Annotated in this window: 15 protein-coding genes and 1 pseudogene; 4 read left to right on the top strand and 12 right to left on the bottom strand. The window is 69.2% G+C overall.

Annotated features, from left to right (window positions below):
* Positions 1 to 17: 17 nt before the first annotated feature.
* From O3I_RS22140 to O3I_RS22155, 4 genes are all read right to left on the bottom strand, one after another.
* Complete coding sequence (locus O3I_RS22140) at positions 18 to 797, bottom strand: class I SAM-dependent methyltransferase (protein ID WP_014985207.1); 780 nt, start codon at positions 795 to 797, stop codon at positions 18 to 20.
* Positions 798 to 894: 97 nt separating this feature from the next.
* Entirely contained in the window at positions 895 to 1,203 is a 309-nt protein-coding gene (locus O3I_RS22145) for a type VII secretion target (RefSeq protein ID WP_014985208.1), read from the bottom strand.
* Positions 1,204 to 1,236: 33 nt separating this feature from the next.
* Positions 1,237 to 3,711 (bottom strand): hypothetical protein, encoded by a 2,475-nt coding sequence (locus O3I_RS22150; protein WP_014985209.1) that lies wholly within the window; start codon positions 3,709 to 3,711, stop codon positions 1,237 to 1,239.
* Positions 3,712 to 3,978: 267 nt separating this feature from the next.
* On the bottom strand, positions 3,979 to 4,914 hold the full coding sequence (locus O3I_RS22155; RefSeq protein ID WP_014985210.1) for a helix-turn-helix domain-containing protein: 936 nt from the start codon (positions 4,912 to 4,914) through the stop codon (positions 3,979 to 3,981).
* Positions 4,915 to 5,289: 375 nt separating this feature from the next.
* Here O3I_RS22155 and O3I_RS22160 point away from each other — a divergent pair, with 375 nt between their 5' ends.
* Entirely contained in the window at positions 5,290 to 6,810 is a 1,521-nt protein-coding gene (locus O3I_RS22160) for an FAD-dependent monooxygenase (protein WP_014985211.1), read from the top strand.
* Positions 6,811 to 6,847: 37 nt separating this feature from the next.
* On the opposite strand, the gene O3I_RS22165 is transcribed toward O3I_RS22160, so the two are convergent.
* The gene (locus O3I_RS22165; RefSeq protein ID WP_148282702.1) at positions 6,848 to 7,075 is read right to left on the bottom strand and encodes a hypothetical protein; all 228 of its coding nucleotides are present in this window, start codon (positions 7,073 to 7,075) and stop codon (positions 6,848 to 6,850) included.
* A 137-nt stretch (positions 7,076 to 7,212) separates the two neighbouring features.
* Between O3I_RS22165 and O3I_RS22170 the strand changes: the two genes are divergently transcribed.
* Complete coding sequence (locus tag O3I_RS22170; RefSeq protein ID WP_014985213.1) at positions 7,213 to 8,115, top strand: LysR family transcriptional regulator; 903 nt, start codon at positions 7,213 to 7,215, stop codon at positions 8,113 to 8,115.
* A gap of 33 nt (positions 8,116 to 8,148) precedes the next feature.
* Here the strand turns inward: O3I_RS22170 and O3I_RS22175 are convergent, their stop codons facing one another.
* The 4 genes and pseudogenes from O3I_RS22175 to O3I_RS46080 form a co-directional block, all read right to left on the bottom strand.
* Positions 8,149 to 8,853 carry an energy-coupling factor ABC transporter ATP-binding protein gene (locus O3I_RS22175; protein WP_041564152.1) on the bottom strand — a complete coding sequence of 235 codons (705 nt, stop codon included), beginning with the start codon at positions 8,851 to 8,853 and terminating at the stop codon, positions 8,149 to 8,151.
* Between the two features lie 11 nt (positions 8,854 to 8,864).
* On the bottom strand, positions 8,865 to 9,626 hold the full coding sequence (gene cbiQ / locus O3I_RS22180) for a cobalt ECF transporter T component CbiQ (RefSeq protein ID WP_014985215.1): 762 nt from the start codon (positions 9,624 to 9,626) through the stop codon (positions 8,865 to 8,867).
* Positions 9,627 to 10,013: a PDGLE domain-containing protein gene (locus O3I_RS46075; protein ID WP_202804993.1), complete on the bottom strand. Its 387-nt coding sequence runs from the start codon at positions 10,011 to 10,013 to the stop codon at positions 9,627 to 9,629.
* A gap of 33 nt (positions 10,014 to 10,046) precedes the next feature.
* Positions 10,047 to 10,697, bottom strand: a pseudogene (locus tag O3I_RS46080) (energy-coupling factor ABC transporter permease); the annotation flags it as partial.
* 126 nt (positions 10,698 to 10,823) lie between these two features.
* Here O3I_RS46080 and O3I_RS22190 point away from each other — a divergent pair.
* Entirely contained in the window at positions 10,824 to 11,186 is a 363-nt protein-coding gene (locus O3I_RS22190) for an ArsR/SmtB family transcription factor (RefSeq protein WP_041562773.1), read from the top strand.
* 18 nt (positions 11,187 to 11,204) lie between these two features.
* Here the strand turns inward: O3I_RS22190 and O3I_RS22195 are convergent, their stop codons facing one another.
* A complete protein-coding gene (locus O3I_RS22195) occupies positions 11,205 to 12,275 on the bottom strand; it encodes an NADAR family protein (RefSeq protein WP_014985218.1) in 1,071 nt (356 codons plus the stop codon).
* A 176-nt stretch (positions 12,276 to 12,451) separates the two neighbouring features.
* Here O3I_RS22195 and O3I_RS22200 point away from each other — a divergent pair, with 176 nt between their 5' ends.
* The gene (locus O3I_RS22200; protein WP_014985219.1) at positions 12,452 to 13,159 is read left to right on the top strand and encodes a cupin domain-containing protein; all 708 of its coding nucleotides are present in this window, start codon (positions 12,452 to 12,454) and stop codon (positions 13,157 to 13,159) included.
* On the opposite strand, the gene O3I_RS22205 is transcribed toward O3I_RS22200, so the two are convergent.
* Positions 13,143 to 14,198, bottom strand: a complete 1,056-nt coding sequence (locus O3I_RS22205; RefSeq protein WP_014985220.1) for an RNA polymerase subunit sigma-70 — start codon at positions 14,196 to 14,198, stop codon at positions 13,143 to 13,145. The two genes, O3I_RS22200 and O3I_RS22205, sit on opposite strands and share 17 nt — an antisense overlap.
* Complete coding sequence (locus O3I_RS22210) at positions 14,195 to 15,199, bottom strand: zinc-binding dehydrogenase (protein WP_041564156.1); 1,005 nt, start codon at positions 15,197 to 15,199, stop codon at positions 14,195 to 14,197. The genes O3I_RS22205 and O3I_RS22210 overlap by 4 nt, the downstream gene beginning before the upstream one ends.
* Positions 15,200 to 15,326 lie beyond the last annotated feature (127 nt).

The raw sequence follows: 15,326 nt of genomic DNA on the forward strand, positions 1-15,326 counted from the left end.
AGTGGTCTCGGTGACGTTCACAACTGCCGGACGCGTAGCACGCCCGTCAGCAGGGGAAGAACGAATTCGCCACTGCTGGTCTCCGGTGTGCTCGCGAGGAACGCGCGAATGCGGCCGAGGGTGGCCGCGCGTTCCGGTTCCGGCATGACGAGCATGCCCGCTCGCGTCGCGAGCGTCGCGACGAGCGCATCGGCGGTGCGCCGCTGCCGGTGCGGAAACTCGGACTGCTCCGGCGCACCGAATCGCGCGGGCAGGGCGGTGGCCGGTAGATACACGTTCGCGGTGGCTGCCCGCCAGTTGGTGCGGGTGTCCCGGGGGCCGATCGCGGCAGTGCCGCTGATCTTTTCGAGTCCGGCCACCCAATCGACCCGGTCGTCCATGACATTCCACAGTCCGGCCAGCACCCCGCCGGGCACGAGGACCCTGGCGATCTCGGGACCCGCGACACCCATATCGAACCAATGCATGGCATTACCCGCCAGCACCGCGTCGACGGACGCGTCCGGCAGCGGTATCGACTCGGCGCTGCCCGGCAGCGCACGGACGGACGGCAGGGCACGGCGCAACTCGGCCAGCATCGCCGGATCGGGTTCCGCCGCGACGACATCGGCGCCGAGGGTCGCCAAAGTGCCGGTCAGTTTGCCGGTTCCGGCTCCGAGGTCCAGCACTCGCGGCCCGGGCGCGTGTTCCAGCGCCCAGCGCACCGCGGCGGTCGCGTAGTCCGGGCGGTGCGCGGCGTACGCCTGCGCGGCCGCACCGAACGACGAGGCCTGCGCCCTTCGCACGTCCTGCTCCACACGGTCACCCTAGCTGCAGAGCGGATACCGCGCCGCCACAATGACATCGGTCCGCGCGGAGAACGCGCCTACCAACGCACGGTGCGTGCCGGTCGGGTCAGCGGCCCGAGTTCGCCGCGTCCATCGCGTCCATCTGGTCGGCGGCGTTCCGCTGGCCCGTAGCGTAATCGGCGAAGGTGGTGGACATCTGATCGATCGCCGCGAGCAGGTTCTCCCGGGCGGCGAGGTAGCCCTTGTCGCCCTGGGCGAACTTGTTGCCGAAACTGTCCTTCCCCCAGGGGGTGCCGGAACCGGCCACCGTCGTGCGGAGTGTGCCCAGCGTGCGCGAGATGCTGTCGTGGATCCGATCGCAGCCGCCTGCGGCCCGGCGCAATTGGTTCGTGTCTACCTCGACCTTGTCGGCCACTGTTTATCCCTCTCCATGTGACTACGGTTTCGTTCAGAGCTTGAAAGGCACGTCCACTGGGGGGTTTTCGTCGTCCGCGCCCGGTTCTGCGTCGTCGGGACCGGATTGCTCGAGCACCCACACCGAGCTGTCCGGAGCTTCGGGCCCGTGGAACGGCCTGGGCAGCGGAGCCCAATGCGGCAGCTGTTTCGGCCGGGTCTTGCTCTTCATGTCCTTGCCGGGTCCGAGGAACGGTTCCTGCGCCCCGGTGCCCTGGTTGCCCTGCGTGCCAGGGTTGTTCGTGCCACCGCCGCCCTGCGTGGAACCACCCCGGCCGGGCGGCGGATTGGTGATCGAGGAGCCCGCGCTGGACGAGCCGCCGGACCCGTTCGAGTGCTGCCCGACCGAACCGCCCTGCACCGAACCACCTTGCACCGAACCACCCTGCACCGAACCACCCGGAACCGCGGTACCCGCTGGCGATCCCGTGCCCGCCGTGGCGGCACGCCCCGGCGCGGCCGGCGCGGTCCCGTCCACTACCGAGCCGGGCCCGCTCGGCGGCCGCCAACCGCCGTCGACCGAGGCCTGCCACGAGGTCGGCGGCACGAATCCGTTGCGACCCGAAGACCCTGCGGTGCTGTTGGATCCATGCACCGACGACTGACCGCCACCATTGGTGCCCGCGGAATTGCCACCCGCAGAACCGTGTACGGACGGCTGGCCATTACCACCTGAGACCGCAGAGCCACCGCCGGCAGACCCATGCACGGACGACTGACTACCGCCACCCGAAACCACGGAACCGCCATCCACCGACCCGTGCACGGACGGCTGGCCGCTGCCACCTGAGACCACGGAACCGCCACCGGTAGAACCGTGCACCGACGACTGACCACTGCCGAGGGACTCCTGCGCCGAATGGAACGAATCCCGCGCGGTGTGGAACGACTGCCCATCACTGTCGACCGTCCCGCGGGCGCTGTGGCCGGTGTGAAAGGACCGTCCGTCGCTGTCGAGGGTGCCGCGGCCGTTGCTGTGCACGGACCGGCCGTCACCGGCGGCGCTCGCGTGACTGTTCGTCTCGCCGTGCACCGACGACTGCGAATGCTGCGATCCGACGTCGCTTTCCGTCACCGAGCGCGCCGGACCCGTGCCGTGCGAACTGCCGTCGCCGGACGAACCATGCGCCCGCGAGCCGCCGCTGTTGCCACCGCCGTGCGAACCCCCATGCGTCCCTTGCCCACCCGAGACCACCGATCCACCGTCGACCGATCGCGCGTGGCTGCCGCCGTCGCCGCTCCGCTGCGAACCCCCTTGTGTCCCTTGACTGCCCGACACCGTCGACCCGCCCGTGGTCGAGCCGGCACGACTGCCGCCGTTTCCGTTCAAGGACCGCAATGGAATGGACGAACCGCCGGACCCGCGGCTCGATCCGTCGTGCACCGACGAACCACCGCGGCTCGCCGCGTCCGACGCCGGACTGCGCGGAGCGCCGGGCTTGTGCATCCACAGCGCGTACCGCACATCGGACGACGAGATCGGGCTCGACTTGGCGAAGGCGCCGCGCGCGCCGCCGACGAGCCCGCCCCGCGCGATACTGCCGACCCACCCGTTCGGCGACGCGAACGACGACCAGTCCCCGGTCGCCACCCCCACCGCGAGATTGCCGGTCGCCGAGCCCACCACGCCGGACGCCGCGCCGATGAACGCACCCCGTCCGGTGCGGCCCCACACGTTGTCCAGCGAGCGCGCACCGAACTTGTCGATGCCCCGGCCGAGGTAGCGCGCGAACTCGCGCGAGGGCAGGGTGCTCGCCACCGAGGCGAACACCGAAACCCCGAATTCCTTGCCGTCGAAGTGCCGCCGCTTCCCGTCCGCCATCTGACCGAGTTGCACGGCCGCGTTCAGTCCCCCCGAGGTGACGGCGCTTTCGCCGAACTTCACCGTGTAGACGCCCCAGCCTTTCGCGGTCGGCAGCACGAAACGCCCGCCCGCCAGCGACTTCCAGAAGTACCGCTTCTCCGCCGAGGCGCCCAGTTTGCGTGCCAGTCTGGTGATCGCGTTCTGCACCATGTCCTCGAACACTCGCAGGAACGAGCGGGTGTAACTGACCGCCGCGGCTTCGACCGCGGGTGCGGTCGGCGGAAACAGCCACGCCCACAGGATTTCCATGGCCAGCCAGCACAGCGAGATGATGATGGTCAGCTTGGTCGCCTGCAGCTGGGTGCCCAGATCGAAGGCAGAGTCCGAAATCTGCTGCAGCAGCTGCGCCAGCGACTCCAACGACTGGTCGCCGCTGCGTAGTCCGTCGAAGAGCCGTCCCATCGCCTCGCTCGCCGCACCCTGCGGATAGGCGAGCATCGTGTCCTTCTTGGCCGCATCGATCTGCGAAAGTTGCGCCTGCAGTTCCTCACTCGCGGTTTTCCAGGCCGCGGCGATCGCCCACATGGCGTCCTCGTCACCGTCGGGCCAGCTCGATCCGGCGATCCAACCGAGCCAGCGGAGCTCCTCCGGGAGATACAGACTCATCAGACCCGCTCCGCCCCGTCCACGCTGCGACCATCAAACCCACAGCGCCCCAGCACATCTGACCGCTCGCCTACACAAGCAAGCAGTCAGCCGGGCCGCCGCAGTCCACGATGACGCACACCGCGCCCCCACCACTACCCCCCGCCCCACCTCGTCTCCACAATTTCACCCGCCGGTCACCGGCGCGCGTTGTGGATGTTCCCGGGGCGGCGGGTCCCCCGCCTGCACCGCCGATGCCGATACGGCGGGGAAACTACCGGGCCGGACTCAGAGTTCCGCAGCCGCGGCGATCATCAGGTCCCGGGATCGCTGCGGGGTTTCGGCTTGCACGGCGAGCCGGTCCATCACTTCACGATAGAGCCGGACCTCTTCCGGACGGTCCAGATAGAGGGCGGTGGTGAGCTGCTCCAGATAGACGATGTCGGGCAGCTCGCGCTCGGCGAAACGCAGCATCGTGAACGAGCTGCCCGCCGCCGCGTTCGCGCCGGTCCGGTAGGACAGCACCTGGATCGTCACGCTCGGCTTCGCCGACATCTCGATGAGGTGCTCGAGCTGTGCGCGCTGCACCCGCGTACCGCCGACCGGGCGATGCAGCACGGCCTCGTCCAGCACCGCCCACAGTGTCGGCCCGCCGGGCACGTCGAGGATCTCCTGGCGTTTCGTGCGCAACTCGACCCGGCGGGCCGCCTGTACATCGACACGCTGGCCCGAACCGCGCTGTTCGGCGCGCCGCACGGCTTCGCTGTTCTGGTGGCCTACCGCGACGACGGCCGCGGCGTAGTCCTCGATCTGCAGCAGTCCCGGAACCAGTTGGCCCTCAAAGGTTCTGATCGTTCGCGCCGCGCCTTCGAGGCCGATATAGGTCTCGAACCACTGCGGCAGCAGATCGCTGTACCGGTGCCACCAGCCCGGCTGGTTCGCTTTGCGCGCCAGATCGACGAACTTGTCGCGCTGTTCGGTGTCGGTGACCCCGTACAGGCTCAGCAGGTCGACGATGTCGCGTTCTTTGAAGCCGGTCCGGCCGAGTTCGAGCCGGCTGATCTTGGCGTAGGAGCCACGGATGTGATCCGCCGCGACCTGCGGCGTGATGCCCCGTGCTTCGCGCAATTTGCGCAATTGACCGCCCACCGCGATCCGCAGAGCCGTCGGACCGCGTTCGGCGACACTGGATTCGACGCCGATGCGGCTCGGTTCTGCGGCCATGAGCTTCTACTCCGATGTTGGAAACCACCGACGGCGCGTGCGCCCCTACCGTCGCAAACAACACCGCGTCCACGCCGATCATAGCTTTTTACCACTCACACTGGTACTTCCCGACGGTTCCACGCCGGAACCGACTGCCGCGATCTGGCACCGGGCCGCACGCTCCGAATGCGCCAGCTACTCACTGGACAACAGGGCCCAGGACCGGACACAGCGCGGCTTCGCGTACCGTGTGGAGGATTTTGCGGGAAAACGGAGAGTAGTCGATCCCTTCCCTTCTCAACATATAGCGCACCGGGGCCCTTGCGGCAAGACCCGGGGTGTGCCGCAGAATTGCCGAGCTAATGCATCAACTGCGGACTTTGGGAGTAATGCGTGACCGACATCGACGTGATCATCGTGGGCGCGGGACCGACCGGCCTGACGCTGGCCGCCGAATCGAGCCTGGCCGGTGTCCGGCCACTGGTGCTGGAGAAGCACCTGGCACCCCGAGACGTCCCCAAGGCGAGCGGCATCGCCGGCCAGATCCTGGACGTGCTGCGCTACCGCGGCATCCTCGACCGGTTCGAGGCCGCCAGCAGCAACCCGCACATCGCCGCCCGGTTCCCGTTCGGCGGAACCCATTTGGATTTCACCGAGCTGGCCGATCCGCCGCTGCGGGCGGTTCCGCTGCCACAGATGGAGATCGAACGCCTGCTCGCCGAGCGCGCCGGTGAACTCGGTGCCGAGATCCGTCGCGGCCACCAGGTGGTCGGACTGCGCCAGGACGAAGCCACGGTCACCGTGGAAGTGCGTGGCCCGGACGGACCGTACGAACTGACCGCGCGGTACCTGGTGGGTTGCGACGGCGGCCGCAGCGGCATCCGCGAGCTGGCCGGTATCGCGTTCCCCGGTACCACCTATCCCGAGGTGAATCGCGTTGCCCAAGTCTCCGTAGGGGATGCGGTCGCGGTGCACGACAACGGCGATATCGAGGTCCCCGGACTCGGCCGGCTGCCCTTCGGGTTCAACCGGACCGACCGCGGCATGTTCGCGTTCGCGCCCAATCCGGGCGGGCTGTTCCTGCAGACCGTCGAGGACGACACCACCGACTATGACGACGACGAGCCGCTGACCCTCGCCGAACTCGCCGCCAGCGCGCGCCGGGTGCTCGGCGTCGACCTGCCGATGTCGGATCCGAAGCGCTTGTCCCGCTTCACCTTCAAGGATCGGCAGGCCGAAACCTACCGTGCCGGGCGCGTTCTGCTGGCCGGCGACGCGGCGCACCTGCTGCCCGCCACCGGCACCGCGCTCAACGTGGGCATGATCGACGCGGTCAATCTGGCCTGGAAACTGGCCGCCGACGTACAGGGCTGGGCCCCGGCCGGACTGCTGGACACCTATCACGAGGAACGGCATCTCGCCGGGGCGCGCGCCCGGTTGCAGACCCGCGCTCAGGTCGCCCTGCGCCGCGGGCAGGACGAGGCCGCGGAGGCGCTGCGCACGGTGTTCCAGGAAATACTCGGCGACGAACCGGCCCTGCGCCGCATCGGAGCCATGGTCGGCGGCACCGACATTCGCTACCCGATGCCCGGCGACCACGTCCTGACCGGCACCTTCGTCCCTGATCTTCCCCTGCACACCGACCGCGGCACGACGAGCGTCGCCGCACTGATGCCCGGCGGGCGACCCGTCCTGCTCGTCCTGGCGGATCGGCCCGAGTTCGCCGAGACCGGCCGGAAGTGGCTGCACCGCATCGAAATTCATGCCGCCAAAACGGACGAGCAGCTCGCCGACGCGCTGCTGATCCGCCCGGACGGCCACATCGCCTGGGCCGCGGGGGTGGGTGAACCCGCCGACACCGCCGGACCGGGCCTGCACGACGCGTTGACGCGCTGGTTCGGTACCGCCGTCTGATCGATTCGATCGCAGGCGAGTCGCCGGACCCGTGCGCCTACTGGTCCGGCGACGCACCATCCGGCCAGCCCGATCCTGGTACGACCAGGAGCCCGAGACCGGCGAGCAAGAGCAAAACGGCCAGCAGATGCTGCCCGGCCGGCAGTGCGAGCGCGGCCAAGAATATGGCACGCCGGCCGAAGACCCGGAGCAGGCGCGCGACGTCGGTCTCGGGGTCGACGGGCGCCTGCCCTGGTTCGCCAGGGTTCGCGACAGGTTTAGTCACCACCGCACCTCGATTCCGTCTCGAATAGGTCTGCGACGTGAAATCAGCACGCCAGGTATCTAGCGTCGCCGACCGGCCGACCACCCACAATGCGCAATCCCCGCACGCAGCCTCAGGCAGCGGCTTAGGCTGAAGCGGTGCACTACGACCTGGTCGACCTGCGGCTGTTCCTCGACGTCGTCTCGGAAGGGTCCATCACGGCGGGCGCGCAACGGCGGCATCTGAGCCTGCCTTCGGCCAGCGCACGGATCCGTGCGCTGGAACATCAGGCCGGTTTGCCACTGCTGATCCGGGGCCGTCGCGGCGTCCGCCCTACCCCGGCGGGTACCACGCTGGCGCGGCACGCACGGGAGGTGCTGCGGCAGACCGCCCGGCTGGACAGCGCGCTCGCCGGTTACACGAGTTCACCCGAAGTCGCGCTCACCCTGCTCAGTGGCGGCGGCGCGATGCATCAGATCGTGCCGCGGGCCTTGATCTCGTTCCTGCGCGCGCAACCCGGCATCGATGTCGTTGTCGCGGAACGCCGTACCCCGCAGATGGTCCGGATGCTCACCGACGGCGCGGCCGACCTCGGCATCGTGATCGGCAACGAGGCGGGCGACTGCGGGCTGTCGGTCGAACCGCTCTGCGACGGCTCGCTCGTGGCGATCGGTCAGGCGGGCGGAATCCTCACCGGCAGAACGATGCTGACCTTCCGAGAGGTCGCCGAACATCCCTTGGTAGGCCTGGATACCGGCTCGTCGCTGCAGCAGTGGATCGAGCAGCACGTCGGGGTGCAGGGCGGTCCGCTGCCCCGCTACCGCACCCGCGTCGCCAACCTCACCACCGTCCTCACGCTCGTCGCCGCGGGCGTCGGCCTGGCCATCGTTCCCCGCAACGCGATCCACGCCGACGCCACCCTGGACATGTGCGAGTTGTCCGACGCCTGGTCCCATCGCCACCACTTGATCGCCTGGGGCAGTAAGGCGGACCCCTCCTCCCCTGCCCTGACCGCGCTCACCGACCACATCCGCCAGGCGGCCGCCACACAGACAGCCTGACTACGTCGGCGAGGTCACCGGACGCCGTACAGGTCAGCTGAGGCGATGGGCGGCAAGGAGTTCGGCGTCGGCGAGGACAGTGTCGATCGGGCCGTCGGCGACGATCCGGCCACCGTCGAGGATCACGGCGCGGTCGCAGACGCGGTGGGCATAGGGCAGGTCGTGGGTGACCATGAGCAACGTGGTGGGCAGGGTCAGCAGGATCTCGGCGAGTTCGCGGCGCGCGACCGGGTCGAGGTTGGCGGCGGGCTCGTCGAGGACGAGAACCTCAGGCCGGCACGCCAATACGGTGGCCAATGCGGCGCGGCGACGTTCGCCCAGGGAGAGCCGGGCCGGTGAGCGCTCCGCCTGGTCCGTCATCCCGACCGCCGCGAGCGCGTCCCGGACCCGCTCGGCCAGCGCTGCGCCGCGAACGCCGAAATTGGCCGGCCCGAACGCGACGTCCTGCGCGACGGTCGGCATGAACAGCTGATCGTCCGGATCCTGGAAGACCACGCCCACCCGCTCGCGGATGGCCCGCACGGTCTCGCGGCCCAATCGTGTTCCGCCGATCCGGACTTCGCCGGAGGCCGCGATGAGCACACCGTTGAGGTGCAGCATCAGCGTCGACTTTCCCGCGCCGTTGGGGCCGAGCACGGCGACGCGCTCACCGTGGGCGATCTCGAGGTCCACCCCGTGCAGCGCCGCCGTGCCGTCCGGGTACGCGAACCGCAGGTCGAGCAGGCGCACCGCGGGCATCGGTGCCGAGGTCACCGAACCACCCAGGCGCTCAGGCAGATTCCGGAGGCCGCAACCGCGGGCAGACAGCCGAGCAGCCACTGCCGCAGCCCGGCAGACGGCTCCCCGAGATCCGGCACGACGCCGGTGAAACCACGCGACAGCATCGCCAGATGCACGCGTTCACCTCTCTCATAGGACCGCAGGAACAGACTGCCCACACCGCGCGCGGTCGCGCCGGCCTGGCGCAGCGTGCGGGGGTCGTCGCCGCGCGAGATCCGGGCCAGCCGCATGCGCGCCGCCTCGTCGGCCAGCACATCGACGTAGCGCAGCATCAGCACCACGATGGTGACGATCAGGCCCGGGACACGCAGCCGGGTCAGTCCGCCGGGCAGCTCCCGGACCGCGGTGGTCGCCGCCAAGGTCAGCGAAACACCTACGCCGAGCGTCCCTTTCGCAACGATGCCCCAGGCCGCGTAGAGGCCCGTCGTGGACAGTGACAGCCCGAGCATCGACGTGCGCGGCTCGCCTGCCGCGAAGGGCAGCAGCACCGCCAACACCACGAAGGGCACTTCGATCAGCAGGCGCGGCGCGATCCAGCGCGCCGGGACACCGATCCACCGCCACAGCGCGACCAACCCGAGCGCGTAGCAAGCGTAGGGCCAGAACAACTCTCGCGGCGTCGCGACGACGGCGCACACAGTCAGCACCGCGCAGACGATCTTCACCTCGACCGGCGCCCGGTGCGCGGGCGAGGCGCCTTGCAGGTAGAGGCGATCGCTCGTACGGGGCACCTACGGCGATCCCGGTTGCGCACGTTCGTCAGTTGTTTCGTTGTGCGCGTGGGTTTCTCGACCGCGAGCCCGGCCCGCCCGGATCATCCGGAGCACCGCGAACAGAGCGGCGAAGGCGGCGGCGGCGCCGAGCACGCCCGCCAACCCGGTGAGTCCGTCGTCACCGTCGATGGTGTAGTCGGCGAGCGGCGAGTTGGCGAACCGGTGCTCCTCGGCACTCTGCGCGATGCATTCACCGCGCAGTTCCTCGACACCCTCGGTTTCCACCACCGTGCAGCCGCGTTGCGTGGTGGCGTCGAGGCCGTCGGGCTGCGAACTGGCCACGTAAGACAGCAATCCCGCGATCAGCACCGCGACCGCGGCGAAGGCCCAGAGGAATCCGGTCATCGACACTCGCGCGCGCACCGGCGATGCGCCACCCCGTGCCCGGCGCAACAGATAGACCAGATCGGGGCGCGCGTTGACGACGGCGACCACGGTGATCGCGGTGATGATCCCTTCGCCCACGCCGATCAGCGCGTGGGTGATCAGCATGTACCCCGCCACCGCGCCGACCGTCGAGCCGGCCGCACCGCCGATCGCGTACTCCAGCACGAACCCCATTGCGGCGCAGACCGTCCCGACGAACGCGGCGAGGAAGGCGACGATGCCGATGCCGGAACGGACGCGGTCGACGAGCACCGGCAGCGTCCAGCGCGCGACCGAATACCCGACCGCGACACCGATGAGGGCCATATTGGTGATGTTCGTGCCCAGCGCGCTCAACCCGCCGTCGGCGAACAGCAGCGCCTGGACGACGAGCACGATCGCGACGCACAGCGCACCGACATGGGGACCCACCAGGATCGCCGCCAGCGCCCCGCCCAGGAGGTGACCGCTCACGCCCGGCAGGATCGGGAAATTGACCATCTGCACCGCGAAGATGAACGCGGCGACCAATCCCGCCATCGGCGCGGCGCGCTCGTCGAGTTCGGCGCGTGCCCGCCAGGCCGCGAAACCCAGTCCGGCGACGGCGATGACGGCGAAGAGGGCACTGGCCGGGACATCGACGATGCCGTCGCTCATATGCATTGCCAACGTACTGCTCACCTCGCGAGACACTACGCGGTCATGTGTTCACATGAACAGATGTGTACGTGTTCTGCTCGGCGATCGGTCCCCGGCGAAGGGCGACCGGCGAGGTGGCAGAGTAGAAGAGTGGCAGTAAGTCCTCCGTTGAATCCCGAGCACGCCCGCCGCGCGGCGTCCGGTTTGGACATCATGGCGATCGAGCACTGGGCGGGCCGGTTCGATCTGCTCTCCGACGCCAACCGCCTGCGCCTGCTGGTCTGCCTGCATTACGCACCCGACATCAGCGTCAGCGATCTCGCCGCCGCGGTAGGCATGTCGGCCACCGCCGCGTCTCAGGCGCTGCGCATTTTGCGGCAGCAGGGCTGGGTCACCAGCAGCAAGGAAGGGCGGATCGTGCGGTACCGGCTCGCCGACGACACGATCCACCGCCTCCTGCACTGGATCGGCGCCACCCACGCGAGCGAGGCACTGGAGCACGACTTCACCTGAATCGGTGGCAGACCGCTCTCAGAAATCAGTGATGCCCGCACGCTCCGCGGCGAGTTCGGCGCGAACCACTTCCAGCAGCCGCCCGACCCAGCCGCGGCCGGGACCCCAGAAGCGTGAGAAGTGTTCGTTGGACAGCAGTTTGGCGTCCTGCGTCGTCAGCAGCAGGTCGGCCAGGTGCGGATGCTGACGGAACTTCGCGCGCAGCAGGCCGGCCATCACGGCGAGCCGGGCATCGGACCAACCCGGCCGACGGGGTAGGTCACGAGCCAATTCCGCGGCCCGGTACGGGGTCTCGGCGGCGGCGATATCGGCGCGCGCCGCCGCGTCGGACGTGCTCAGCGCCCAATACGCGTGGTCGACAGTGGGATAGGCGGTCCCGCCGACGACGATCGGTGCGGGGTAACGGTTCTGCAGCGCCTCCAGGCCCGGTTCCGCTGGCCAGCCGCGGGGATATCCGACGCCACCGAAGGTGACCGGCAGTGCCTGCGGCTCGTCCGGTCCGTCGGCTGCAAGTCGTTGTGCGGAGGCCTCCCGTTCCCGCTCGCACCGGGCGAAGTACTCGACGGCCCATGTCCGTTCCTGCTCGTCGTCGTCGAAAAGAGCGACGATGGGCCGATCCTGGTAATCCATGTCGCCGAGCGTGTACACCCGCAGGTGCGCCGGAATCGCCAGGTAGGCGGCACGCAACGCGGCGCGGTTCTGCTCGGTCGGCTGGGCGAGGTAGGCATCGACGGCCAGCCGGCAGCGAGCGCGCGAGTCGGGCCGCCCGGCCAGCCGTTCCACCTCGTCGGCGACCTCGGCGATCAGTTCGTCCGCGTCGATCCACGAGTGCGGGTCGCCGAACGTCCACTGGGCCAGCTCGTGCACGCTGGCCTTCGCGCCCGCGGGCAAGGTCGTGGCGACCCAGCCCGATCGCACCTTCGCGGCGAACTCGGTCAAGTTCACCAGACCCCAGCAGTCCACCATGCCGTCGGCGTAGATCTTCAGATCGGTCAGGAAGTAGTCGCCGTTGCGGATGAACGCGTGTCGCCACGTTCCCTCGATGCGCTCACCGTCGACGTCCCGGTAGGTGCGGTGGAAGACCGTCATGCCGACGACCTTATCGGGAACCCTTGACCCGCAACGGTTCCGCGCCGAGACGGCACCGAATGGGACTTACCGGACTATGACGCGTGTCACCTGGCCACGGAAGTGTTGCACGGTTAACTTTGATCGCAGAGGTGCTTACCCATTCACTCGGTTCTTGCGCATCAGGAGACGGCGATATGTCAGAAGACTCGAATGCCAAGCAGGACAACAACAACGGCGGGATGGATCGTCGAGCGCTGCTCGGCACCGGCGTCGCCGCCGTGGGAGCGGCTGCGCTGGGCGGCGGCCTGGTCGGGGCGGCCGCGGCGAGTCCCGCCGACCCGCCCGCGCTCGCGAGTGACGGCGCGCTCGACAGCAATCTCAACAACGCCTCCCACCTGTTCAAGTTGCGCGACGCCGAACGGGCGAACTTCGACGGCGGATACCTGCAGGGAGCGAACGAGGACAATTTCCCTGTGCTGCAAGGCCAGAAGGGGTCGGTGTACTTCGTGCACCTGGAGGGCGGCGGCATTCGGGAACCGCACTGGCATCCCTCGGCATGGGAACTGAACTACATCATTTCCGGTAAGGCGAAGTGGACGATCCTGGGCACACACCCGGACGGGACCTACCACAACGACGTCTTCGAGGCCGCCCAGGGCGAACTGGTCTTCGCGCCGCAGGGCTATTTCCATTACTTCGAAAATGCCAGCGCCGACGCGCCTTTGGATGTTCTCGTCGTTTTCAACACCAGCGCCAAGGAACCCAACGACGATATCGGCATCGTCGCGACCCTGAACTCGCTGCCCCGTGAGGTCCTCGCCGCGTCGTTCGGTATCCCGGTCTCGGCCTTCGCCAACGTCCCCACCGAGATCAAACCCGTGGTGATCACCCGCCACAAGTAGCCGAGCGCCCCGGGTGGCCGTCGCGACACCGGCCGCCCGGGCCGTCGACAGGCAGCAGTTCGGGGAAGCCGGGGAGGATGCGCACCGCGGGATCGTGGAACGCGACAACCCGGGCTATCCCGGCGGCCGTAACGGAAAGCACGACAATGCCGTTCGCCCGTACCACGCCGTGCTCATCCCTGCGATACACCGCGGCGGCAGGCTGGCCGTTGGCCGTGGTCGCGAACATTCGCCAATCCCCTGGGTTGCCGAGTACATACGTTTCGAGCGTGCCGATGCAGTGCCGGCGCCCGGCGTACCAATCGCGAAACGGTGTGGCTTCCAAGGTGGCGTCCGCGCGCAGCACCTGCTCGAGCATCCGGGCGTCCGCGTGTTCGAAGGCCGCGATGTAGCCGTCGAGCAGTGCGCGTGCCCGCTGCTCTGTCGGCTCGAGCAGTCGCTCGCGCGTGGGCTCCACCTCCCGCAGGCGAATCCGAGCGCGTTGCAGGCCGCTCTTCACCGCGGCAGTGGTGGTGCCGAGGATCTCGGCGGTCTCGGCCGCGGAGAACGCCAGCACCTCGCGCAGGAGCAGAATCGCGCGCTGACGGGCGGGCAGATGCTGCAATCCGGCTATCAGCGCCAGCCGCAGCGACTCACGGGTGATCGCGGCCGCGGCCGGGTCATCGCACACCGGGGCAAGTAGTGCGTCCGGCAACGGCGTCAACCACGCAACCTCGCCCGGTGCAGTGGTTTTCGGCGCGCGCGGCGGGCCGGCGTACGCGTCCGCCAGGCCGGAGGGCAGTACCCGAATCCCGCGCGGAGCCGCCGCGGTCAGGCAAACGTTGGTCGCGATCCGGTACAGCCAGACCCGCAACGAGGCCCGGCCCTCGAAATCCGCCCGCGCACGCCACGCCCGAAGATAGGTCTCCTGTACCAGATCCTCGGCGTCGTGGACGGAGCCGACCATGCGATAGCAGTGCGCCAGCAGCTCCCGCCGGAATAGCTCGGCCTCGGCGGCGAACCGGTCTTGCTGCGCCGCCCGCGTCCGCGACGTTGTCATGCCGGGAGTGTAGGCCGCAGTGCCAATTTGCCGACGGTGCCGCGGGACTCCAGGGCCGCCAATACCTTCGGGCCCTCGGCCAGATCGTGCACCGTGGGATGCGCGGGCGCGCAGACACCGTCGGCGACAAGCCCGGACAATTCAGCCAGCACCGCACCGAAAATATCCGGTGCGGCGTCGATCAGCACGCCCATATTGAGCCCGATGACCTGAATTTGGTTCCGGTACACCAGATCCCAGTTGCTTAGCGTGGCGGTCCCGCCGGCCAGGCCGTACACCACGACCCGCCCCCTCACCCGTCGTGCCGCGCTCAGGCCGGCCTCGAGCGCGGCGCCACCCGCGGATTCAAGCACCAGATCGACGCCGCGCCCGCCGGTCAGCGCGCGCACCTCCGCGGTGAGATTTGCGCTGCGGGAGTCCACCACGTGGTCAGCGCCGCACGAGCGCACCGTTTCGTGTTTGTCCGGTGCCGCGGCGGCGATGACCGTCGCGCCGTAGTGCTTCGCGAGGTGCACCGCGGCCTGGCCGGTCGCCCCTGCCGCGGCCTGGATCAGCACGGTCTCCCCCGCGGCCAGGCCGCCCAACGGCCGCAGCGCGGCAATGGCGGTAGGCCAGTTCACGCCCAGGCCCAAAGCCTGTTCGGCAGTCCAACCGGGCGGCACCGGCTGCGCCGCGGCCGCGGGCAGCACCATGTATTCAGCGAAGGCCGCCTCGCCCACCCCGAACACGCGCGCACCCAGGGCTGGCTCGGGCACTTCCGGCCCCACCGCGACGACTTCGCCCGCGGCCTCGAAACCCGCCAGATACGGCGGCTGCGGGCCGCCGCGAAAGGTGCCGTAGGACCGCGAGATATCGACGAAATTGACGCCGGCGGCGTCGACTCGGATCAGCACCTCGCCCGGGCCGGGCGCCGATACCGGCACGTCGACGATCACACGCATATCCAGTGGACCGTGCAGCGACGTCTGCTCCAGCGCACGCATCATGGTCGGCACTACCACCGCAACCAACTCCTTTACTCGGCTCCACGCGGTCCGCCCTGCGACGGACCACATCCGTCGCCTGTGTAGACCTCGATCACCGCGCAAAGGAATCGTTGCCCAGGTCGCGCACGCCGAACCCGGGCAC

It is taken from the genome of Nocardia brasiliensis ATCC 700358, assembly GCF_000250675.2.
GTDB lineage: Bacteria > Actinomycetota > Actinomycetes > Mycobacteriales > Mycobacteriaceae > Nocardia > Nocardia brasiliensis_B.

Excerpts from the sequence above, each read along its gene's own strand:
- O3I_RS22175 (WP_041564152.1), bottom strand. The coding sequence starts at position 8,853 with ATGCCCGCGGTGCGCCTGCTCGACCTGCGGTTCGCGTACCCGGACGGC.
- O3I_RS46075 (WP_202804993.1), bottom strand. The coding sequence starts at position 10,013 with ATGACCGGATTCCTCTGGGCCTTCGCCGCGGTCGCGGTGCTGATCGCG.
- O3I_RS22200 (WP_014985219.1), top strand. The coding sequence starts at position 12,452 with ATGTCAGAAGACTCGAATGCCAAGCAGGACAACAACAACGGCGGGATG.
- O3I_RS22195 (WP_014985218.1), bottom strand. The coding sequence starts at position 12,275 with ATGACGGTCTTCCACCGCACCTACCGGGACGTCGACGGTGAGCGCATC.
- O3I_RS22155 (WP_014985210.1), bottom strand. The coding sequence starts at position 4,914 with ATGGCCGCAGAACCGAGCCGCATCGGCGTCGAATCCAGTGTCGCCGAA.
- O3I_RS22205 (WP_014985220.1), bottom strand. The coding sequence starts at position 14,198 with ATGACAACGTCGCGGACGCGGGCGGCGCAGCAAGACCGGTTCGCCGCC.
- O3I_RS22150 (WP_014985209.1), bottom strand. The coding sequence starts at position 3,711 with ATGAGTCTGTATCTCCCGGAGGAGCTCCGCTGGCTCGGTTGGATCGCC.